Origin of the sequence: Clostridium sp. AM28-20LB (assembly GCF_003480665.1) — a bacterium.
Classification (GTDB): domain Bacteria; phylum Bacillota; class Clostridia; order Lachnospirales; family Lachnospiraceae; genus Otoolea; species Otoolea fessa.
The window spans coordinates 1-21911 of record NZ_QUJN01000002.1 but is presented as its reverse complement, the minus strand read 5'-3'; the positions used below and the strand labels follow the sequence as shown (position 1 = coordinate 21911).

Annotated in this window: 21 protein-coding genes and 1 pseudogene; 1 reads left to right on the top strand and 21 read right to left on the bottom strand. The window is 44.8% G+C overall.

Annotation, left to right across the window (positions count from 1 at the left end):
• Positions 1-38 precede the first annotated feature (38 nt).
• The 4 genes from DW739_RS04770 to DW739_RS15055 form a co-directional block, all read right to left on the bottom strand.
• The gene (locus DW739_RS04770; RefSeq protein ID WP_002578946.1) at positions 39-323 is read right to left on the bottom strand and encodes a hypothetical protein; all 285 of its coding nucleotides are present in this window, start codon (positions 321-323) and stop codon (positions 39-41) included.
• Between the two features lie 116 nt (positions 324-439).
• Entirely contained in the window at positions 440-772 is a 333-nt protein-coding gene (gene mobC / locus DW739_RS04765; protein ID WP_002578947.1) for a plasmid mobilization relaxosome protein MobC, read from the bottom strand.
• On the bottom strand, positions 772-6474 hold the full coding sequence (locus DW739_RS04760; protein ID WP_223385287.1) for an LPD11 domain-containing protein: 5703 nt from the start codon (positions 6472-6474) through the stop codon (positions 772-774). The genes mobC and DW739_RS04760 overlap by 1 nt, the downstream gene beginning before the upstream one ends.
• Before the next feature lie 1502 nt (positions 6475-7976).
• Positions 7977-8315: a TnpV protein gene (locus tag DW739_RS15055; protein ID WP_118199520.1), complete on the bottom strand. Its 339-nt coding sequence runs from the start codon at positions 8313-8315 to the stop codon at positions 7977-7979.
• 163 nt (positions 8316-8478) lie between these two features.
• Here DW739_RS15055 and DW739_RS15050 point away from each other — a divergent pair, with 163 nt between their 5' ends.
• Positions 8479-9072 (top strand): hypothetical protein, encoded by a 594-nt coding sequence (locus tag DW739_RS15050; RefSeq protein WP_021386789.1) that lies wholly within the window; start codon positions 8479-8481, stop codon positions 9070-9072.
• A gap of 48 nt (positions 9073-9120) precedes the next feature.
• Here DW739_RS15050 and DW739_RS04755 read toward each other — a convergent pair whose 3' ends face one another.
• The 17 genes and pseudogenes from DW739_RS04755 to DW739_RS04670 all read right to left on the bottom strand — a co-directional run.
• The gene (locus DW739_RS04755) at positions 9121-9327 is read right to left on the bottom strand and encodes a transposon-transfer assisting family protein (protein ID WP_002578948.1); all 207 of its coding nucleotides are present in this window, start codon (positions 9325-9327) and stop codon (positions 9121-9123) included.
• A complete protein-coding gene (locus DW739_RS04750) occupies positions 9324-9920 on the bottom strand; it encodes a YodL domain-containing protein (RefSeq protein ID WP_002304389.1) in 597 nt (198 codons plus the stop codon). The genes DW739_RS04755 and DW739_RS04750 overlap by 4 nt, the downstream gene beginning before the upstream one ends.
• A 13-nt stretch (positions 9921-9933) precedes the next feature.
• Positions 9934-10779: an LPD16 domain-containing protein gene (locus tag DW739_RS04745; protein ID WP_002304387.1), complete on the bottom strand. Its 846-nt coding sequence runs from the start codon at positions 10777-10779 to the stop codon at positions 9934-9936.
• Positions 10776-11456: pseudogene (locus tag DW739_RS04740) on the bottom strand (DNA topoisomerase); the annotation flags it as partial. The gene DW739_RS04745 and the pseudogene DW739_RS04740, both read right to left, overlap by 4 nt.
• 47 nt (positions 11457-11503) lie before the next feature.
• On the bottom strand, positions 11504-11701 hold the full coding sequence (locus DW739_RS04735; protein ID WP_005335835.1) for a hypothetical protein: 198 nt from the start codon (positions 11699-11701) through the stop codon (positions 11504-11506).
• A gap of 248 nt (positions 11702-11949) precedes the next feature.
• Positions 11950-13326, bottom strand: coding sequence for a virulence-associated E family protein (locus DW739_RS04725; RefSeq protein ID WP_117553180.1), 1377 nt, complete (start codon positions 13324-13326; stop codon positions 11950-11952).
• Entirely contained in the window at positions 13238-13876 is a 639-nt protein-coding gene (locus tag DW739_RS04720; RefSeq protein ID WP_118742723.1) for a CHC2 zinc finger domain-containing protein, read from the bottom strand. The genes DW739_RS04725 and DW739_RS04720 overlap by 89 nt, the downstream gene beginning before the upstream one ends.
• Positions 13877-14073: 197 nt before the next feature.
• Positions 14074-14544, bottom strand: coding sequence for a hypothetical protein (locus DW739_RS04715; protein ID WP_022616344.1), 471 nt, complete (start codon positions 14542-14544; stop codon positions 14074-14076).
• 338 nt (positions 14545-14882) lie between these two features.
• A complete protein-coding gene (locus tag DW739_RS04710; RefSeq protein ID WP_024720781.1) occupies positions 14883-15392 on the bottom strand; it encodes a DUF5104 domain-containing protein in 510 nt (169 codons plus the stop codon).
• A 167-nt stretch (positions 15393-15559) separates the two neighbouring features.
• A complete protein-coding gene (locus DW739_RS04705) occupies positions 15560-17095 on the bottom strand; it encodes a serine/arginine repetitive matrix protein 2 (protein ID WP_182427940.1) in 1536 nt (511 codons plus the stop codon).
• Between the two features lie 84 nt (positions 17096-17179).
• Positions 17180-17929, bottom strand: a complete 750-nt coding sequence (locus DW739_RS04700; RefSeq protein WP_019161659.1) for a hypothetical protein — start codon at positions 17927-17929, stop codon at positions 17180-17182.
• A 283-nt stretch (positions 17930-18212) separates the two neighbouring features.
• Positions 18213-18782 (bottom strand): DUF6560 family protein, encoded by a 570-nt coding sequence (locus tag DW739_RS04695; RefSeq protein ID WP_235837120.1) that lies wholly within the window; start codon positions 18780-18782, stop codon positions 18213-18215.
• A gap of 390 nt (positions 18783-19172) precedes the next feature.
• Positions 19173-19820 carry a hypothetical protein gene (locus tag DW739_RS04690; RefSeq protein ID WP_117460720.1) on the bottom strand — a complete coding sequence of 216 codons (648 nt, stop codon included), beginning with the start codon at positions 19818-19820 and terminating at the stop codon, positions 19173-19175.
• Positions 19821-20065: 245 nt separating this feature from the next.
• Entirely contained in the window at positions 20066-20356 is a 291-nt protein-coding gene (locus DW739_RS04685; RefSeq protein WP_117460719.1) for a molecular chaperone, read from the bottom strand.
• Entirely contained in the window at positions 20334-20582 is a 249-nt protein-coding gene (locus tag DW739_RS04680) for a ferredoxin (protein ID WP_117460718.1), read from the bottom strand. Before DW739_RS04680 ends, DW739_RS04685 begins: the two co-directional genes overlap by 23 nt.
• A 109-nt stretch (positions 20583-20691) precedes the next feature.
• On the bottom strand, positions 20692-21075 hold the full coding sequence (locus DW739_RS04675) for a TnpV protein (protein ID WP_003864567.1): 384 nt from the start codon (positions 21073-21075) through the stop codon (positions 20692-20694).
• On the bottom strand, positions 21072-21911 hold an 840-nt coding region (locus tag DW739_RS04670), incomplete at its 5' end, for a DUF4368 domain-containing protein (RefSeq protein WP_118742855.1). The genes DW739_RS04675 and DW739_RS04670, both read right to left, overlap by 4 nt.

Sequence of the window (21911 nt, the reverse complement as noted above, 5' to 3'; positions counted from 1 at the left end):
AAAAAGCCACCGGTCGGTGACTTTTCTCTGATATTATCTTATGACCTGATAAATGCTCCCAGACTTTCTCCAATATTCTCGACTTTCATAACAGCCCAGACGAGCAAGAACACCGCTGCTATTGTCGCAATTCCAAGAACCACAAGAATAAGCAGGGACTGCCACAAAGCCTTTACAATGCAGTAAATCGCAGATCCGCCAATGACCAAGAGCAATAAACCAATTACATAGGACACAACATTTGTAAGCAGATTTCCAAGAATGCAAATCACTTTTACAACGAACAGCACCGGCAGTGCCAATATCTTCAATACCAGCTTCATAGGCTCAACCCCTTTCTTTTAATTATATTGTACAAGGGTATCTTCCATAACGCAATGATGTCAACCCTTATGTAAAAGCCGCAGCCGAAACTGCGACTTCCCAACAAGTTGTCGGATTACTGGATTGAGGACAGGCGAACAAGAACTTCTCTCATGTCCGTCCAGATCTCCTCCAGCCGTTTTTGCAAATCCTCAATGTCAGCACGATAGATGCTGCCTGTTTCGTTCGCTCGCTTTGCGTACTGGTTCAGGTTGTTGGAGCAGATTCGCAGGAGCGAAACCAGGGCTTTCACATCCTGCAAATCCAGTCTGATACAGTAACCATCCAGAGCCATTTTCCGCAGATAGGCTCCCATGCTGCGGATGCCAAGCTCGTCCATCTTCTCATGGATTCGCTCGACCTCCTCCTTGGATGCAAGGAAATGAACATCCTGATCTCGCTTTGCCATTACAACACCTCCTCACGGGTTTCAGAGTATTTTGCAGGCGGGATATGCTCCGCTTTGGATTTCAGATCAGCCAACACAGAAGGACGCTCTGACTCGCTTCTTTCGTCACGATTTTCCACAGAGTCCTCCATATTCAGGGCTGCATCCAGTTCTGCCAGTCGCTGACTTTTGGCTGTCAGCTCTGCTTCCTGCGGGAACGGTTTTCCAACCTCCGCCTTGGCTGCTTCCTGCTGATTGTAGAGATTATTCAACTGCTCATTGGCTCGTTCTAAGCGCTCAAGGATGCCTGCAAGGGCATTGTCCAGTCGGGTGATATTTCCTCGTGCGTCCGTTCCAAGGGCTACTCTGTGGCTCACAGCGCCCTTCAGGGTCACATCGAACTCGTTCCGGAAACTGTCAAACGAAAGCTCCATCTGAAAGCCACGGTAACTGCCAAGAGGAACCGGATCGGCACTTTTCGTGTCCTTACAAGCCGCAAGGAGGATTTCACCGGCATCTGCCTTTTCGGTGTAGGCTTTGCCCATGATTTCCATGCCGCAAAAGCCATCGGCAATCTGCGGGTGTGCTTCCACGGTTTTAATATCAGCTTCAAAGCCATGAATATAGCCTGTCTGCTTTTCAATCTCAGCCGGGAAGTATTTCAGAAGCTTATCTTCCATACGGTACTGCTGGCTCTGGTGGTCAGCTTTCAGCACCTTCAGCCTTGCCACATCAATGTCCAAGTCCATCTTTTCCTTGATAAGCGGATTGCCGGCACACAGCGCCTTGATCTCCGCATAGGACAGCGCCTGCTCATCCACATCGTCACAGGAGCGAACCGGTGATTTGGAGGTCATAATCTGAGAAATAAACTTCTGCTTGTTTTCCAAGGTCTGATACAGGTAGGCATCGAAGGTTCCCTCGGTCACATACTGATACACCTGAACCTCTTTGTTCCGGTTGCCCTGACGGATGATACGACCGTTTCTCTGGGTCATATCAGACGGACGCCAACCCACATCCAAGTGGTGAACTGCCACCAATTTGTCCTGGACGTTGGTTCCTGCACCCATCTTTTGCGTACTGCCAAGAAGCACTCGCACCTGCCCGGTACGAACCTTGGCAAAGAGGTCTTTTTTCTTTGCCTCGGTATCTGCATCATGGATAAAGGCAACTTCTTCCGCAGGCACACCGTTTGCAATCAGCTTGGTTTTGACATCATCATAGACATTGAAGGTTCCATCATTTTTCGGTGTGCTAAGGTCGCAGAACACCAACTGGGTCAATTTGTCAGCCTGACCGTCCTGCCAGATACGCAGGATATTTCCCACGCAGGCATTGAGCTTGCTGTCAGGGTCATCGGGTAACAGGGTGTTCATTAGCCGCTGATCCAGTCCCAATTTTCGTCCGTCGCTGGTAATCTTGAGCATATTATCGACGGACGGGTCTACAATACCGGCATGAACATCTGCTGCTCTCTCTGAAAGGGAAGCCACCATATCCTTCTGGTACTCAGAGGGCTGAACCACAACCGTTTCAAACTTTGCTTCGGGAACAGGGAGATGCAACTGGTCAGAGGTCTTGATGTCGGCAACCTCCTTGAACATATTCATCAGTTCAGGCAGGTTGAAGAACTTCGCAAATCGGGTTCTGGCACGATAGCCGGTTCCCTCCGGTGCAAGCTCAATCGCAGTTGTTGTTTCTCCGAAGGTCGATGCCCAGGAATCAAAATGGGTCAGGTTCTTTTGCTGGAGCGTACTGTACTGGAGATAGCGCATGACCGTATAAAGCTCGGTCATCGAGTTACTTACTGGAGTACCGGTTGCAAAGATCACACCACGCCCGCCGGTCAGCTCATCCATATAGCGGCACTTCATAAACATATCCGAAGATTTCTGGGCTTCGGAGGTGGACAGACCTGCCACATTTCGCATTTTTGTGTAGAGGAACAAATTCTTGAACGCATGGCTTTCGTCCACAAACAGCCGGTCTACACCCAACTGCTCAAAGGTAATGACATCATCTTTCTTGTCAGCGGCAAGGAGCTTGTCCAGTCTGGCTTCCAATGATTTTCGTGTTTTCTCCATCTGCTTGATCGTGAAGTTTTCGCCACGCTGCCATTTCAGCTCCGCAATCGCACCCTCGATCTCATCAATCTGCTCCCGCAGCTGCCGTTCCTGTCGTTCGGCAGAAAGCGGGATTTTTTCAAACTGGCTGTGACCGATGATGACTGCATCATAGTCACCCGTTGCGATACGAGCGCAGAACTTCTTACGGTTTGCTGTTTCAAAATCCTTCTTGGTGGCAACAAGGAGCTTGGCACTCGGATAGAGGTGCAGGAACTCGTTTGCCCACTGTAAGGTCAAGTGATTCGGCACAACGAACAGGGATTTCTGGCTCAATCCAAGCCGTTTACTCTCCATAGCCGATGCAGCCATCTCGAAGGTCTTGCCCGCACCAACTTCGTGTGCAAGCAGCGTATTTCCACCATATAGCACATGAGCGATAGCATTTCTCTGGTGTTCACGGAGGGTAATATCCGGGTTCATGCCGCCGAAACGGATATGAGAGCCATCATACTCACGAGGTCTGGTGGAGTTAAAAAGTTCGTTGTACTTGGTGGAAAGGGTTTCTCGTCTGTGCGGATCTCTCCAAATCCAATCTCGGAACGCATCCTTGATTGCCTGCTGTTTCTGCTGTGCCAGGGTAGTTTCTTTTTTATTGAGGACACGCTTCTGCTTACCATCTGCATCTTCAATCGTATCATAGATACGAATATCCTTCAGATTCAGCGTTTCCTCCAGAATCCGATATGCGTTGGCTCGCTCTGTACCGTAGGTGACATACGCCGCCACATCGTTGTAGTTGGGAGAACTCTTACCGTTGATGCGCCACTCTGCGGTCAGCTCGGAGAACTTGACCTCAATGGAACGGCGCAAGTAATACGGCGTTTCAAAGGTTTCCTCCATGAACTGCTGAATATAATCGGCATCAATCCATGTTGCACCCAAACGCACATCAATCTCGGACGCATCCAAGTCCTTCGGCTGTGCTTTCTGCAAGGCTTCCACATTGATGTGGAAGGAAGAATCCCTGTCTGCCGCCATCTGTGCGACACGCAGCTTGCTTCTTACATCACCGGAAAGGTAATCATCGGCAGTCTGCCATCCAACTTCCACAGCATCGGGAGCCATCGGGTCTTTGAAGATCACCCCTCGAAGCTCTGCCTGAATCGCATCGTATTCTCCAGGTGTTCCAAGCAGCTGTGCCATAAACGGCAAATCCACCTTGCCACGCTCACCGATAGAGATTGCCAGAGCTTCGGACGGCGTATCCACGCTCGTCACTCTGCGTTCCGGCTTGATGGTTCGCTTGGTGAACATATCCGCCTTGCTTTTCAGATTGCCGTCCTCATCCACATTTTCCAGAGAACACAGGAGATAGTAGGAGGAATCGTCAGCAAATGCCTGACCATTGGCTCGATTATTGATAAGCCCGTTCTTTGCGGCAAACGCATCGTAGGCATCATTCAGTTCTGCCTGTTTCTGAGTAATCATTTCATCCGGGTAATCCTCAAGCTGATATTCGATCAGCTCGTTGACGATACCACGAAGTTCCACCATGCCCATCACACGGTCTTTTGCTTTCTCATTCAGGTCTACACGGCGCATCAGGGAGTTTTCACGGAAGTACACATTGCCATCCACCACGGTATAAGAGAAATTCTTTACATCCGGGGTTGCAGGAATGGTTTCGATTTCCTTACCCTTGTCAGCTTCGGGAAGCTCCACAGCCTGATAGGTTCCTTGGATGTGGGAAACTGCTTCTTTCAGAAGTTCGGACAGTTCCATGCCCTCAATGGGACGCACTGTAATGTCCATGCCGTAGGCGGTACTTTCTTCCACCGTATCGCCCAGAACCATTTCAGGATGAGCGACAAAGTAGCTGTTCATGGTGTGTCCTTCTTCGGTGCGGTCAAGGTTTACCCATTCCGGTACAATGTCAATCGGATGGTCACGCTTTTGCAGGAACAGGATGTCGGACACGACTTCCGTGCCTGCGTTTTTCTTAAAGGCATCGTTTGGCAGACGGATTGCACCAAGCAGTTCCGCCCTCTGCGCCATATATCGCCTTGCGTCAGAGTTCTTGGAATCCATGGTGTAACGGCTTGTCACAAAAGCGACCACACCACCGGGACGAACCTGATCCAAAGCCTTGGCAAAGAAATAGTTGTGAATGGAGAATCCCAGCTTGTCATACGGCTTGTCGGACACTTTGTAGTTGCCGAAAGGGACATTACCCACAGCCAGATCGTAAAAGTCTCGGCGGTCTGTCGTTTCAAAACCGGCTACTTTGATTTCTGCGTTGGGATAGAGCTTCTGAGCAATTCTGCCGGTGATGGAATCCAGTTCCACACCATACAAACGGCTGCTCTGCATTTCAGGAGGGAGCATACCAAAGAAGTTGCCGATACCCATAGCAGGCTCCAGAATATTTCCTGTTTCAAAGCCCATCTGTCCGACCGCATCGTAGATGGAGCGAATGACCGTAGGGCTGGTGTAATGTGCGTTCAGGGTGGAAGCTCTTGCCGCAGCATATTCATCTTCGGAAAGCAGGTTTTTCAGTGTCTGATACTCCTTCGCCCAATTTCCCTTGTCCGGGTCAAAGGCATCTGCCAGACCGCCCCAACCGACATAATTCGACAAAATCTCCTGTTCTTCGGTAGTGGCGTTCCTGTTCTCGCTTTCCAGTTTGAACAGAGTTTCAATGGCTGCGATGTTTCTTGCGAATTTCTGCTTCGGTCCACCTTCACCGATGTTGTCATCCGTGATGTGGAAGTTCACCGCAGGAACAGGTGGGATTTCTCTGGTGGTGATGGACTGCTCAAGCTGAGCGATAATGTCCATGACTTCGGCATTCTGCCATCCGTCCACCTGGGCATAATCCTGAATGATGGTGTCCTTTCCATCTACGCACTGTACGAAGTCCAGACTACCCGGCAGATCTCTGGTATTCATTGCACCCAGGGCTTTTCTCTGCGTGTCAGGAAGTGCATAGTAGGCTCGCAGGGCATCATCAAAGGAACTGTATTCCTTGATGTCCAGCGCACCCCGCTTCTGAATGTCCTCGGCAACATAAAAATGATCGATGAAGTGTTCCGGTTCCTGCTGTTCGGGTTCCGCACTGGCTCTGACCTGTGCGTGTGCCTTTTCGTCAGGGTAGTCCCCATAGATACGGATGCACTTATGCTCCTGCTGATCGTAAACGGCAGCACCATCGTACTTGAATCCGTCATCCTCCATGGTTCCGTCCACATAGCCCTGGGCAGCTTTTTCCGCTTCTTCCAGAGTGTAGTAGTCCAGTTTATCATCGAAGCCGTTTTCAAAGTGATGGTAGGCGGCAACCAGATAGCGGGGAGCCATGCGCTCCTCGTAGCTGTTAATCATCTCAGGTGTCAGCCATTCTGGTTTGTCGGGAATCATTTCATACAGCTCACGCATCTTGGCAATCTGTGCATGGCGGTTGCCTGCCCACAGATGCTTTTCGCTGTGCTGTCCTGCACCAAGGAAGTATTCGCAGTCCATACGCAGACGGTCTAACAGCTGATACTCAGGGGTGTAGTCCCTCGGTTCGGTTTTGCCCAGAAAATCCTCTGTAACGGGCTTTTCTTCGGTTTGGGCATCAACCCTTACCGCATGGTTTCTTTCGTCCTGAGAGAGCATACGCTCGAAATTCTCACGATTCTCGGCACGGAAGATGGGATAAGCAAGCGTAGGGTCACGCAGCTGAACTTCTCTGTCCGTGATCTGCTCCACACGGAAAGCTGTATCGTCCAGATATACCGTGTCACCGACCTGATAATTCCATTTCGGTTCCTCGGAAGCAGATGCTTCCACAACTTCGGCAGGCTCTGCCACAGGCGCTTCTGGCTGAACCGACTCCATCGCAGCTACGGACTGACGAACTTCCTCCAAATAGTCATTGGCAAGCCATTCGTCCGTGAAGTATTCCGTAACGCCTTCCGGGTCTACATAGTAGTCATCGGTCTGATTATCCCAGATCGCATACTCGCCATCCTCGGTATCAATCACTGCGAAACGGTCATAAACATCTTCCAACGGATCAGTTTTAGCTTCTTCGATAGCCTGTCGTTCCGCTTCTTCCTCCGGGCTGAGGTAGCGTCCCTTTCGTATCAGACCGTCGATTCTCTGCACCACCTGCGCCCAGGACATCTGCAATTTATCGCAACCGCTCTTGGTGTAAGCAACACCCTTGGCATCGTGATCCTGACCGCTGTGCGTTGCACCAGAGCAGGCATGGGAATGACCACCGGTTCCGTATTCATGCTTCAGGAAGTCCATCTTTTCCTTGGCAGAATGATTCTCCTGCCAGTAGTTATAAATACGGGCTTTACCACCGGAAAAGCCGCTTCCACGGGTCAAGTCTGCATTGACTTCATCATCCGTAATGAACTGGCGGACAAGGGGCATCTGCATCATATCGGTCTGATACTCACGCAAAGGCATATTCAACTCATACAGCTGTTTCTGAATGAGATTCAGCTTGTGATAGTGAAAACGAAGCAGATCGGGATTTTCCGCAAGGGTTTTTCTAAATTCCGAATACTGCTGTACCAAGGTTGCGTGGAAACGAGGGTCATCCAACTTTTCAGCCAAGTCTGCGGTTTCGTCAGGGAAACCACGAAACGGTTCCTGATGAAGAATTGCCAGATAGTTGCTGGAACGGGCTTCTTCACTCAAATCGTGATAAAGATGCCACAGGGATTCTGCCAACTTCTGACGCTCATATCCGGATGCTTCTACCAGTTCCACATTAGTTGCGAACCGACCATTTTCAAGCAGTTCTCCAATGCGCTCGGCAACCGTTTCCCAAGAAACGATCTGCGCTCTGGGGCTGTCAATGGCAGAGGAACCTTTGGCAAGGTGGATACCGTCCTCGGCATACCACGCACAGATATTCCCGCTATCTTCTTTCAGACCATAGCCGCCGTGATAGACCTGCTTTAAGGTCTGAACGATTTCTTCCAACGGCTTCTGCTTCATATATTCCAGCGCTACGACTTTTCGGGCTTCATCGGTATTGCTACCAAGCAGAAGGAAGTGGTCGATTTCTTCCTGGGCAAAAGAAAAAGCAGAGGGCGTAAAGCTCTCTGCTCGGTCGATAAAACTGATTTGTTCATTTTCGGAGAGGAAAAGGTTCAGACTCAGCTGTTGATAAGCTCCGTCATCACGACTTCCTCCGCCTGTGCTTTCAGGCTGTTCATGTGCTGCACCCACGCCATCTGCTGCGTTTCCTTGTCCGGTGCGGGGCTGTCCTTCAGGTACTGCTCCATCAGAAACTCCACTCTGGCTTTCGCTGTTTCCTCGATCTCCCACAGGTGCGGGAACAGGCTCTCCGTCAGAATCATGTCGTTCAGGAGCATCGGATTGTTCTGTTCCAAAAATGCTCGACGCATCCTGCCGTACTTGCCCAGAGGTTTCTCTCCCTCGTTCTCCAACTGAAGGTTCGGAATCTGATAATCTCCGGCCTGTCTGTAAGTCATCTCGCTCATAATCTGTACTCCTTTCGGTAGCTTTAATCTGCTCATGTTCTCCAATCGCTTTTTCGATTTCCTGAAACATCCTTGTGCTGATGGCATTCACCGCAGTACCAAGGGCATTTACCGTCTGTCTGGTGTTAAAATCAAACACCTTCTGGAAATCCTCATGCTCGAAGTAGTTGTCGGGACTTTCCACGAACCGGCAATACATCGTATAGGATACGCTGTTTGCCACCGCATTTTTGAAAGCTACTTCGATGTTGAGTTCATCATACTCCTCAAGGAAGCTGTTGGCAACGATGTCGAGGAACTGCTTTTTGTAATCGTCCCAATACTCAGCCGCCAGTGCGGATGCAATATCTTCAAGCTGTGCTTCCAGTACCCCGTCAGCGGCAACACCGAAGGTACGCTCCATCGCTTCCATGACATAGGAGCGGTTTTCAGGCGTCACCTCCCACGGTTTCAGTTCCGGGGAAGAACGGCGAACGCCGGTATCCGCCACATCAAACACATAGCGCAGATACGGTTTATCCCTGTTCATCACAAACAGAGCAATGCCGGTAGAGCCACGCTTTACATATCTGCGGTAATTTTCAGCGTTCCAGTCCTCATAGGGCTTGCAAAAGGTCGCATTGGGGCGCTGAGCATAAATCATCACCTGTTCCGGATAGGTGAACTCATAGTTGCGGGACATCGTTCTCAAAAACGAAGTCCAGTTATCTGTGTTCGAGGTGATTTTCCCAATCGTTTCTTTTGCTAATCCGGAATAAAATCGCTCTTTTGCGTTCATTGTATCCCTCCAATCCTATCAATCCGGATAAAGGTTCAGCTTCTCAAAGGCGGCATCGTCCATGGCTGAAACTTTACGGAGAACCGAGTCTGCCAAAGCAAAAAGCTCTGACTCGTCCTCCGAAAGCTGTTCCTTCATCAGTGTCAGTGCTTCACACAGCCCTGACCTTGTGCCAGGGCTGTAAAGCATCATCATGTTCCGCTCATCCTGTGTGAAATCCATCATTCAATCTCCCTTTCCGGGTGGCTCTTGGGCGGCTTATGGGAAACATCCGGCACGGGCTTTTCCTTTAACTGCTCCAACACCGAAGGACGTTCCTCTAATCCGGACGCTTTTCCGTTATTGATGATACCGTCAATCATCCCATAATCATCTTCCATTGCCATCTCTGCGTTTTTCAGGTAGTTTTCGGACTTCATAAAGTTTTCCAGCTTCTGAAACCCAACAGAATCTACATAGTGAAAGGATACCTCACCGACTACCTTTAAGGCTACGATGTCGCTGACCGACATACTGTGACCACGGAAATCATCCGGGTGGTCAATATTGAACTTTACATACAAATCTTCCAGCTGCCGATTCACATCCTCGGACATAGAAATGGAGCCATGATAGACCACCTCGTAACGGTCAATCTCAGGCTCCATTTCTTTCTTCTGAAGGTAGCTGTAATTTGCAAACATGAGCGGGATATTATCGTCTACATCTTCCCGCAGCTGAAGAATCGCATAGGAATCCGTGGGGCTTTCCAGAAAAGCAACCATTCTGTCATCCGGGGTGGTATTTCCGTGAACATCATCCCATTTTTCGTTTTTCATATCCGTGTCCTCCTTATCGTTCAGGCTCTTTGCGTTTGGGAGAGGGACTGGCAGGCGCAGCTTTTTCTGCGGCCTGTGCCAGTTTTTCCATGACCGACTCACGCTTCGGAGAGTCGAGCTTATCCAGCTGACTTTTCAGCACTTTGGCAACCTCAACCGCAGTTTCCTCACGGGCTTCTTCAATGGCTGTATTCAGGAACTCACGATACGGAGCCGTATTACCAGCGGCAAGATCTGCCTTGATTTCTTGGATATGCGCCTGCACATCATCGACCTGATCCATATATTCATAGGGGTCGAAGTTCTCTGCAAAACGGTCGAGCTTAAAAGCAAGCTCAGCGATAGGGTCATTGACCACCACCGCCTGTCTGCCGACTTCAAAAGCCTGCTCCATGACATCCTCATAGAACATTGCCCGCAGTTCCCGGCGCTCCAGCCCGAAGGATTCCAGAATATCCCGGCGGACTTCGAGCATGGACAGTTCAGGGTTATCAACCTGACCGCCATCAATCTCGTTGTAGTTTTCATCCAACAGGGTGTAGTCGTAACCATCTTCGCAGGTCTGCACCGCAAGGATTCTATCCTTTCCGACCTTCCATGCGGCTTCATCGCCCATAATCTCAGGCTCCGGCATATAGCTTGCGCCGTTGCGCTCCATAATTTCTGCAAACTGGCAGATATGAAACACATTGTATCCGATCTGCGTATGATACTCGTCAATGAAGGTGCAGGGCTTCACAACCATTTCATCCGGGTAGTGAATCTGCACACAGCTGCCATCGGGGATATGAAACAAATCCTTATAATGGCTGTCGATAAATCGGATTTCCTTACCATCCGGGTTGTACTCATTTGTCATTTGCGCTTTCCTCCATTTTCAAATTCCATACTGAACTTCGTTTTGCCATCATCTGATACCTCCATAAAGACGGTGGCATCAAAGGTGTTGCCCGTTCTTTCGGACTTGCAATTCTTGAGCTTTACCTTGCCGGAACCAAGCAATTTCTGCGCCGTGGCAGAAGTCATGCTCTTGCCGATGCTCGCAAAGTAGCGATTGTTTTTCCAGAGGGCAAATTTGCAAGCTCTGTTGGAACAGAAAAATGCCTTGGCTTTGTCCTCTACAGCACTGCCGCAGAGCGGGCATTTGCCGATAGAATTGGCTTCTTTCGACATCATAACCTCGGAATCACGGATTACTTCATAGTTCTGAATCAGACCGGCAATCACATCTTTGATCTCGTCCATAAAGTCCTCGCTGGCATATTCGCCTTTCTCAATGAGCAACAATTTTTCTTCCCAATCCGCCGTCATGGATGGGGACTGAATCTGTTCCGGCATGACTGTTACCAGAGCCGTACCCTTGTGGGTCGGAATCAGGTGTTTGGTTTTCTTATCACCCTTACGCTCCAGAAAACCGATGCGAACCAGCTTCTCAATGATACCGGCACGGGTCGCAGGCGTTCCCAAACCTTTGCGCTCCACCTCATCAGGCATTTCGTCCGCACCGGCAGTTTCCATAGCAGAAAGCAGAGTATCCTCTGAAAGCTTTTGTCAAGGGGGTGCGTGGATATTTTTTATATTACTTACGCAGATTCTCTCTCTGCTTCTGCCTGAATAATGCGTTTCAATCTGTCCTCAGCAGTCAAACCGCTACTATGGTCAAAAAACACTTTGACTTTATAATTTGTTTTGCCTTGCTTAATCACAAAAACTCCATCCGGTTTGTTTTTCTCCGAATGGTTATTTGGGGTGGGTAGTGTACTGTTCACAATATTTGTCATACGATATTCCTCCTTGAATGAAAAAAGCCCGACAAGGAAAGGTCTGACAACGAAGTTCCGACAACGGACATCAGAAAACCTTTTTTCTTTATCGGGCGATACTATCTTTTTACTATTTCCTTTTTCTTTATAATATTGGTTGTCATGGTTGTCAGAGAGGGAAAAGTGCCGCAATATCAAGGCTTTCGGGATTTTTGCCCGACAACCAGACCGACAACCGGCTCGACAACCGAAGCGACAACGAGCTTTTATTTTTGCTTCAACCATTCTTCCGGAAGCCCTAACTGTTCCATTTCCTCTGTCGGGATTTCTTGAAAACCATCCATGCTGTTGTCAGGCTCGTTGTCGTTCCTGATACGCTCCCAGCCTTTTTGTCTGCGGTAAGGCTCTGGAAAATACCTAGGATTGCTGAACGCCCTCCAGCCTGTGACAGCGTTATTCATAATGTCGTTGATCTCTCGCAGTTCCCATTGTTTCGGTTCGTCATAATCATGCCCCAGTGCTTCCTTATAAAGCTGTTTGGAACAGACCATGCTGCCGGAATAGCGTTCCAAATAGTCTAAAATCTGTCCTGCCTTTGTGTCCTCCGGCATAAAGTCCTTTTGGTGGGCTTTCAGATAAGCGTTCATAGCCGGACTGAATCTCAGACGGAAATTTCCGCTTCTGTAAATCTCCATAGCTTCTGCCCACATCTGATTGATATACTCTCTTGAAGCCTGTTCATCTGCCAAAATATGAACCTCAGCCCTTTCAGGATAGACCATAACCGGAACGAAGCGGCGGTTGCCTGTTCGGTCGAGGGGAAGAAAGTCAAGGGTATTGGAAGAACCTCCAAACACACATTGTCGTTTTCTGTCTGCCGGATGTGTTTCATAGGGTATCTTATAGGTTTCCTTTTGGCGGCTCAGAAAGGACTTGATTTCTTCAATGCTCTTAGCGTTGGCGGTTGCAATCATTTCCGACATTTCAATAATCCAATGCCCCTGCATTTTGCGGTACACATTTTCATCATCCAGCTTCTTCAAGTCATCAGAGAACCAATCATCATTGACCGCAAGCAAACGGAAGAAAGAGGACTTTCCGGCTCCCTGACCGCCTACAAGACAGAGCATTACCTCAAATTTGCACCCCGGCTTAAAGGCTCGTGAGATAGCACCCAACAGAAACAACTTCAATGCTTCATAGGTGTAATCATCTGTATCAGAACCGAGAAAGCGGTGCAGACAGAAGCGTATGCGTTCCGTTCCGTCCCAGTGTAGGGCATTGAGAAAATCGCAGACAGGGTGGTAACGGTTTTCGTTGGCAATAACCGCAACTGCGTCTATGATTTTCTTTTCTACGGTCAATCCATAGTTTTCTTCAAAATATAGGAGCAGATATTTCACATCCACATCCGTCAATGTCGGGCTGTCACGATACCAACCGAGGGGCTTCACAATGTCGATTCTTTCGGTCAGAAGATTTTTTCGGATAGCTCCTTTCAAAAGTGGGTCATATTGCAGAACACGCTTATAATTTGCGGCAGTATTATAAACCTTACCTTTCTCGCTCTGCTCTAAGCTGTTTCGGATTTCTTCTACTGTGCATGGTTCTGTCTGCTGACAGTTCTGCAATTCGTTGTTCAAGTTTCAACACCTCCTTTCTCTGTTCTGCCACAAGTGCTTTTCGTTCCTCCAATGAACCATACAGAAGAATATCAAGTAGATATTCGATATAGTTCTTCTTATACAGTGCTTCTGCAAACAGGGGATTCCATTCCTCATCCGGCTGTTTAGGAGCGTATTTCTTTTCCCATTCTCTAAGAAGATGAAAATAATCCGTCAGCACCTTGTAGCAATGATTTTCTTCTTTTTGATATTTCTGCTCCGGTGTCGGCTCACGAATACGAGGGCGGACACTGGGCTTTTGTCGGCTGTCATAGTTAAGACCAAAATCTTCAGCAAGTTTGACAGCAGCTTCCCTCAGCCCGATACCGAATAGCTTCGCTGTGAGATCAACAGCGTCTCCGGTTGCTCCGCAGCCAAAACAGTAATAGCGTTCATCCAGCTTCATACTGGGGGACTTATCCGAGTGAAACGGACAGCACGCCATACCAGTGCGACCCACTTTCAAGCCATAGGCTTCTGCGGCTTGTCGGGCAGTAACATTTTCTTTTACAATTTCAAATACATTCATGTGACTCCTTTCCTGAAACGAAAAAAGCACCTGTCATTTTCAAAACGAAAATAGCAAGTGCCTTAAAGTTCCATATTTAATTTTAGGTGCAAAAAAGCAGGAGACCTTTTCAGATTTCCTGCTTAGCAAAGCTGTGAAGATTTAATTGTGGTTGGGTTGCCAGTTATACAAACTGGGATTTTTCTTTTTAGAATGAATTATTTATTTTCTACAATAGCACCATATTTCGTATGCGGAAGATATTGTACCTTTAAATAAGTATTTTTATCAACATACCTTGAAAATACTGTGATTTCGATTTCATCATCTTTAACTTTATCATATAGAAAAATACTTCTTCTTTCAGAAGATATATCTGCACCACCATGAGATTGTTCAGTTACATATCCTTCTGCATAACTATACTGTTTGTTTATGATGTAAGGCATATCTAAAACAAAATCTTTCAAATATAAGATTAAAAGAATAGCTACTATAACAAGAATGGTATTAGCCAATCGAAGAAATATTATATCATTTTTTCCAGTATATTCTTTTTTTATCGCTTCTTTATCAAAAAATATCGAATAGATAAGTTTTCTTTTTTTAATTAGATAGATAATGCAAGCAATTAAAGCTATAACAAATAATGAAACTCTTATAAACAATCTAAATATAGCAAAATCCATAATATCATTCCCTTAAACTTCAAGTTTGTTGCTTACATTATACTTCATCAACCTAAAGAATGGAAGATATTTTCTTGCTCCCTAAAGCAAAAGCACCTGTCATTTTCAAAACGAAAACAGCAAGTGCCTTAGAGTTCCATATTCAGTTTTTGGGAAAAAAAGCAGGAGACCTTTTCTGATATGCTCCCTTTATGAGAGACAGTGAAAAAACAAACTGTCATCATGAAGGGAGCATATCATTCGGATCTCTTGCTTAGTAAAGCTGTGAAGATTTAATTGTAGTCAGTTTTTCTTATACCATCCGAAATTTATACTTTAATGTTCTCTCATAACAAAAATCAATTTTGTCCTCCAACAAAAATACCGTTTGGGGGATTATCCCATATAAAATTATCCTCAGCCACTTCGCTCTCTAATGCAATTTCAATTTTATATATCCCCACATTTTGGGCATTTTCATCATCCTCACTATACATATAAAAATTCATACAATACCGTTCCTTCTCTGTCAATATGAGATACATACCATCCAATTCCGTTTTCCTTTTACCATAGTTGCTTTCACTTGATGATGCACAATCGCCCTCAAAACTTTGGATACTGCCCTCAATATAATCGAAAAAAGCAGAGATTTCAGTGTCTAAATTCTCAATGTTCTTTTTGCTTTCTTCGGAAAATAGAGATTTGAGTTTCTCTGAATCCTGTTGCTTACATGCCTCGATAATTTGTTGACACATCTTATCCGTTTCATTTTGTTCAGAGCTAAACCAGTCATTGAAATATTTGTTAGAGCAGCCTGTTAAACCGAGTATAATAATCACACTGAAAAGCAACAGTACTTTCTTCATATAATTACATCCTTTACTTGATAATTGCAAAATCACTTATTGGATTAAGGTCATTACAAAAAATTTCTTACTATCATTATACTTCATCAACCTAAAGAATGGAAGATATTTTCTTGCTTCCTAAAGCAAAAGCACCTGTCATTTTCAAAGTGAAAACAGCAAGTGCTTTAGAGTTCCATATCCTGTTTTTTGCTTTTCGCCGGAAGTGTCCGGCTGACTTCACGCTCTGCCATTTCTTTCTTTTTTCGGCTCAACTGCTCTATAATGGAACTTTTGGCTTTCTTCTTGATTTGCTCCGTTCCGGCTTTTTTGACCTCCGGTTTCATCAGCGTGGTTTGAATTTTCTGAATGGTTGATTTCATAGCGTTTGTGATTCTGGCAATCACGCCATCCAATCGTTTCGTTGCATACTCGATTTCTTTCTTTGAAGCCTTACGCTCAGGGGAGAGAACCCATGCCTTAGACTGCTCCACCAGCTTAATATCCTCCTTGTGCGTTTCCAGTTTCACAGTATCAGCAACGACCTCAACCGCCTTGTCATAGGCAATATCGGCAACCTCGTCCACCAGAGCTTCCACATCCTCAATCTTCATCGTGAGTTCTTCCAGCTTTTGCTCCTGTGCTGCCAGTTGCTCCTTTTGCTTGAAAAGAATATAGTCCTGTTTTTCCAGATATGCACGACCACCATATTCCGGTTCTTCTTCCAGTTGTAAGCCATGCTTTTTCGCCACATCAAACAGCAGCACTCGGCAAGCTGAATCGAAAGTCATCTTGCGGTTATTTTTTCTTCCGACAGGCTTCTCCGGTTCCGGCAGTTCAAACCCCAGTGCTTCCAAAGCCTTTTCCTGTTGTGGGGCAATCTCCCCATATTGATTTTCACAGTCGAACACATGACGCTCGTGAATATGAGGGGTACTTTCATCCAAGTGCAGAGCCCAATTCAGGATATGGACATGAGAACCGAAACGCTCATTTACGATTTCCATAAATTCTGTGACGATCTCAATGAGCAATTCCGGTGGAACATGATTATCAAGCGTTCCAATCTGATAGACCGTTTCCTCTGGACAGGTCTTTTTGCTTTTGAGTAAATCTCCGGTTTCCTTATTTCTTTCAGGGTGTCGGTTCTTCACATTTCTTTCGTTCTGTCCGGTCACAAAATCACGATACCGCTGACGATAAAAAAGCTGTTCCACATCTTCAAAAGTGGCAGACAGCTCATTTTCCTTTTCGGGATTTTTGAAATTGCGGAAGCCATTGTAACAGTCCCAATAGAGATTTTGTTTGGCTCGTTCTTCGTCAATGTGTTCGCTGTTGGCAATGTCAAAACTGCGGTCATTGTGCTTCGGGTTATAAACGCCATTCTTTCCGGCTCGTCCATTGTGTCTTGTTAATTTCACATGAGTTCCTCCTTTTCTTTTTGATTTCCCCGACAGGGGAGAAGGGCAGCGAAGCTGATTCCTTGCGGCTTTCTGCGTCAAGTAATACCCAGTATTAAGTGGCGAAACGCCACTTAACTGGGCAAGGCTGCCGCCCTTGACCTGCACAGGGATATTGCATTCCCTGTACCCATGCACAAAGGGTTGCACCCTCCGTACTCCCGCCCGAACAAACTGACTTCGCCCCGTCCCAAGCTCTGTCAGTTCCTTCGGTTTTACAAAACAGTCCACCGGACTATTTTGCAAAAAGAAAAACCGACGCATGATCGCTTTACGCTCAATACATCGGTTTCTTCATCTGACCTTGACGGTCATATTCAGTTGTGGCAGATTAGCCAATTTGAAAAATTACTCTGGCACATCTACTGAGTAGCTCAGACAATCGCCTCTTTTATTGCTTTTCAAATCGTTATAATACCACATATACATCGTTCTACCATATTCTTCATATTCTATAATCCCATCTGGCTTTTGACCTTCTACTTCTAATGAGTAAATTTCTTTATCATGTGCATAGCCAAAAACGAATCTGGTATCCGGATAATTTGGATTTAAGTCTTGTTGAATATCACTTATTGTTAAAGATAAATGGATAAATTTTTTGAAGTCTCCCCCATAAGTGGTATCTGGTGTAGTGGTAGCTGGTGTAGCATTTACAAACGCATATTGTGTACTTTCATTTTCTATCTTTTTTTTGCAGCGTACAATCACAAAACCTTGAACGGGATCGTTATCACTTCCTGCCCGATAGAAAACCGTATCATACTGTTTGCCATTCCATATATGCAATATTTCATCAACATGATTAAGAAAATCTTCTGGAGCTGATAAATTTTCATGTTCTGCTTTTAAGGGGGAATTCAAAATAGCTTCTTCGATAGAGTTATAATATGTAAGTTTAGAATCGTCTTTGCCATTATCTGTCAACTTAAACTCAATATACTCATTTCCTTTGTTTTCTTCTTCCGGAACATAAGTATAACGACCATTTTCAATATGGTCATCATAATCAACAAACAGTCCAATACATATCAGCGCTGCAAAAATTAAAAAAACTATTCCTATAATGATTAGCAATATTTTCAAAAATTTTTTCATACAAAAGTCCACCTTCTTGCTTCATTTCAGTAAATTATATCATACCGACATGAACAATTCAATTCACACTCTATCAAGTAGTTTTTTACTTACCCGTAACGCGCATTTATGCAAAATCCATAGTCACCGATACTTTCCTCACGGGTGATATACAGTCGGAATTCTGTCAGCTCATGTAAGAAAAACCGACGCATGATCGCTTTACGCTCAATACATCGGTTTCTTCATCTGACCTTGAAGGTCATATTCAGTTGTTTAACATCGTACTGTTATAAAATCTATGTCATTTACGATTTTTCTTATGCTGATTTGCCCAGTAAGATTTTACAGGGATTCTTCTTCTCTCTATATCCTCCATAAATTCACTATCATCAACACCGCTGTCAATAGTGAATAATTTTTTGCCATTGACATATACACGAATAGAATTTCCCTTCATCTCGCAATATGTAATATCTTCAAAGCGAAAAGTTCTCTTTCTTCCAAAAGTTGAACGCCATGTGATTTCATCTCCGTTCACTTCCAATTTCCACATAATCATGTTCAATGAGCCGATTAAAGAAACAATAAAGAAAATACTAAAACCAATTGGTGGCAATAAATCATCTTGTTGAATAGCACTGGCTACCGTAGCTCCCCCAAAAAGAAACACCGCCAATACAAAAAACATAGTAAGTACTTTTTCGGTTTTTATTATATAATGCGTCCTAATTATTCCCTTTTTCTGTTCTTCCTCTCGTTCTTTAGCTCTCTTTTGTTGAAGATTTACAAGATATTTCAAAAGAAGAAGTACAACTAAATAGGGACCTATTTGTGTAATTATATTAAAACACATTCGTAAAAAATCATTCATTTTGCCCTCCATAGTTCCAGATATATAAAAATGATTGTTTGAAATCGAGCATTAAAAACCTCAATTTTTCATATTTCATTATACTTCATCAACTTAACGAATGGAAGAAAAATTTGTGTGCAGAGTTCCTGTTCAAGCCTTGTAACGCACATTTCCTCAAAACCCATAGTCCTCGATACTTTCCTCACGGGTGATATACAGTCGGAATTCTGTCAGCTCATGAAATAAGAAAAACCGACGCATGATCGCTTTACGCTCAATACATCGGTTTCTTCATCTGACCTTAATGGTCATATTCAGTTGTGGCAGATTACAAATAGTCTGTAAATGGATAAACAAAAACGACCAACTATGCAGCTGATTATCATTTATGTGGAATATAAAGATTATTTATTCATTCGGTTTTAGCTTATATTTTTTTATCAAAAAGTACTTCACGAAAAAAAATATACTCATTAAACATAGTAACGAAAGAACATAAAATCCCAAACCTGCTATCCTAATCATGGATATATATGGTATTTTAGAACTCATTATTTTAGCGACGGATATTCCGAGCATTCCAAAACAAACGAAACTCCAACCTCCCATAACTTTTTTATTAGAATCTGAATTATATATATCCTTTTTTATGAGAAACATAACTAAACATGTATATGCTATCGCACTTATTATATATACAATCAATAAAATAGCCATATAAGAACTATAATCTTCCTTTTCTAATGTTGAAAATATGAGAATAGTTCCAAACCAACCGAACAAAATGCCCATTCCTAAACCTTGAATGCCATGAATCCAAAAAGTTTTTTCGCCAGTCACATCTGATTTTGAAAATGTAGCAATTACGAAAACAACATAGAATAGTATTAAAAAAATTCTGTAAAAAGAGGGCGACGGAGTTGAATCTGCTATAAACATTGCTAAAAAACAGAGAAAAAGTATTGCTCCATCAAATTTATAAATCTCTTTCCTCTCTATTTTATTTTCAACACCATATAGTATGAAATTTTTGGTTTTTTCACTAAGTTTCATCATATAAAAATTACCCTTTCGTCATTATTTATTGCTATTCTAACATATCTCCATACCTTAAATCTACAAATAAGTGTTAATAATTCCGAAGTGGCATTAAATTTTCACAGCTTTTTATCTTGCTACCCGTAACGCACATTTCTGCAAATTTCATAGTCCCCGATACTTTCCTCACAGGCGATAGGCAACGGTCAAAACATCAGGTCTGCACCTGACATTTTAACCGCATATCAGCCCTGATTATCACACTATCCCTGCTGACTGTTCAGCCCATACTTTTTCGCATATTCGCTGGCTTTCTGTCTGCGTTCCTCACTGTAGGGCGGCAGGAAGCGGATAGACAGACGGGACTTTGCCAGCTCATAAGAAACACCGCCTTGAACATTGGATTTTTCCAGTCTGCAAAGGTCAGGGTACTTCTTAGCAAAAGCAGCCAACCTCTTTTTCAATCCGGCGTTGTGGGTGTAGATATTTGCCTTGTCCTCGCCCTCATTAAAGAGAACGATTGTTTCTTTCTCAATCTTCGTCAGTCTCTCCATAGCAGCCCTCCCTATGGTTTTTCAACACACGCAGCTTGCAGTAAAAGCAGCAATACCACCTTTCAACACCCTCAGCACTCAGCTTGACGGAAAGCATATAAAACAGCTTCTTCGCCACTGGATCGGGTGCAAGGGCAGCTACCATACGCAAACGCTTGACAGTTGCTTTCAGGTTCGGACAGCCAAAGGCATAAAGGGCTTCCATTTCATTCCGGTTCATCTTCATTGTGTTTTCCTCCTTAAAGTTTGATAAATGAAAAGCGACAGACACTTCATAAGGAAATACCTGTCGTTTCGTTGACGATATAAATTTGTTGGTTTTGGACTTGATAAAATCAGCAGTAAATCATTTCCTGTCTGATGATTTCTTCGGCTCGGTTACGGATAGAGTTCATGGACTGTACCCACAACATCTGATTGTCTGCTTTCATGGTTTCGGTCACACCCTCGGCTTGTTTCATCTGCTCAATGATAAGGCTGCACCTTTCTGCTGCCTGTTCGTTCAGGTCAGCAAGGTAAGTATGCAGTTCGCCGGATAAACAGAGGGCAGATAACCTTGCAGGGCGGTACTGCTCCAAATATGTCCTGTGCAGTCTGCCCCACATACCGATAGGGCGATGTTCCTCCGGTAGCTTCAAGTCCGGCACATAGTAATCGCCCACAAGAACATAGTCCAGACCGTTACATTCATCATGGATTCGTGGTTTCAATTCTGTCATGCTATTTTTTCTCCTTTCACTTTTTGCCGATTTGATTTGCTTGTGGCGTTCTGTTCAACACACACATTGCTATCAGAGCTTTTTTCTTCTGCTATACGCTCATGCTCCGCAAATTCTTTTGATTTCTCACGAATCTTTTTCATATACTTACGATTGGATTCTCGTTTTCTGCGAAGTCGTTCCGCCTCTTTTTCAGCAGCAATCCTTTCTTCCTCTGTTGGTTCATGCTGCTCCACAGGTACTTGAAATTGCCCGACATAGTTAAGATATATCTCCACCTCTGTGGTGCGGTCTGCACCTTTGCCTTGTGGCTCGTGAACCAGTATTTTGTCGATAAATTCATTTATCATGGCAGGAGTAAGTTCTGTAATGTTCTCATACTTTTTGACCAGCTTCAGAAAACGCTCCACATTATTTTGACCGCCTATAATCCGTTGCATATCAGCGGTGTCAGTCTCAATAATCTTGTTCAGCTCGTTCTGCTCATTTTCATAATCAGTAAGCATACTCTGAAAAAGTCTGTCCGGCAATCTTCCAATCACATTATCTTCATAGATTTTCCTGATAAGCATATCCAGTTCGTGAACTCGCTTCTGATTTCTTTCAATGCGGTTTTTTACAGTTTCAGAAACAGCAATATCTTTCATCGCCGATTCTTCTTGCAGAGAATAGACAAACTCCTGCTCATTCAAAGAAACATAATGGCAAGTCTCTTGTATGGTTTTCAGAATGATGCTTTTAAGTGCTTTTGTTGAAATATGGTGGCAAGTACAGTGACGATCATACTTCTGATAAGCAAGATTATAAGTGGAACATTCATAACAATCTGCCGGATT

Coding starts and splice junctions, on each gene's coding strand:
- DW739_RS04690 (WP_117460720.1), bottom strand. CDS start 19,820: ATGATGAAACTTAGTGAAAAAACCAAAAATTTCATACTATATGGTGTT.
- DW739_RS04685 (WP_117460719.1), bottom strand. CDS start 20,356: ATGGAGAGACTGACGAAGATTGAGAAAGAAACAATCGTTCTCTTTAAT.
- DW739_RS04735 (WP_005335835.1), bottom strand. CDS start 11,701: ATGACAAATATTGTGAACAGTACACTACCCACCCCAAATAACCATTCG.
- DW739_RS04745 (WP_002304387.1), bottom strand. CDS start 10,779: ATGACAAATGAGTACAACCCGGATGGTAAGGAAATCCGATTTATCGAC.
- DW739_RS04705 (WP_182427940.1), bottom strand. CDS start 17,095: ATGCGTCGGTTTTTCTTTTTGCAAAATAGTCCGGTGGACTGTTTTGTA.
- DW739_RS04675 (WP_003864567.1), bottom strand. CDS start 21,075: ATGACAGAATTGAAACCACGAATCCATGATGAATGTAACGGTCTGGAC.
- DW739_RS04720 (WP_118742723.1), bottom strand. CDS start 13,876: ATGAATGTATTTGAAATTGTAAAAGAAAATGTTACTGCCCGACAAGCC.
- DW739_RS04770 (WP_002578946.1), bottom strand. CDS start 323: ATGAAGCTGGTATTGAAGATATTGGCACTGCCGGTGCTGTTCGTTGTA.
- DW739_RS04700 (WP_019161659.1), bottom strand. CDS start 17,929: ATGAAAAAATTTTTGAAAATATTGCTAATCATTATAGGAATAGTTTTT.
- DW739_RS04695 (WP_235837120.1), bottom strand. CDS start 18,782: ATGAATGATTTTTTACGAATGTGTTTTAATATAATTACACAAATAGGT.
- DW739_RS04755 (WP_002578948.1), bottom strand. CDS start 9,327: ATGATGGATTTCACACAGGATGAGCGGAACATGATGATGCTTTACAGC.
- DW739_RS04715 (WP_022616344.1), bottom strand. CDS start 14,544: ATGGATTTTGCTATATTTAGATTGTTTATAAGAGTTTCATTATTTGTT.
- DW739_RS15050 (WP_021386789.1), top strand. CDS start 8,479: ATGCTCGAAGTAGTTGTCGGGACTTTCCACGAACCGGCAATACATCGT.
- DW739_RS04710 (WP_024720781.1), bottom strand. CDS start 15,392: ATGAAGAAAGTACTGTTGCTTTTCAGTGTGATTATTATACTCGGTTTA.
- DW739_RS04680 (WP_117460718.1), bottom strand. CDS start 20,582: ATGAAGATGAACCGGAATGAAATGGAAGCCCTTTATGCCTTTGGCTGT.
- mobC (WP_002578947.1), bottom strand. CDS start 772: ATGGCAAAGCGAGATCAGGATGTTCATTTCCTTGCATCCAAGGAGGAG.
- DW739_RS15055 (WP_118199520.1), bottom strand. CDS start 8,315: ATGACTTACAGACAGGCCGGAGATTATCAGATTCCGAACCTTCAGTTG.
- DW739_RS04750 (WP_002304389.1), bottom strand. CDS start 9,920: ATGAAAAACGAAAAATGGGATGATGTTCACGGAAATACCACCCCGGAT.
- DW739_RS04760 (WP_223385287.1), bottom strand. CDS start 6,474: ATGCTCTCTCAGGACGAAAGAAACCATGCGGTAAGGGTTGATGCCCAA.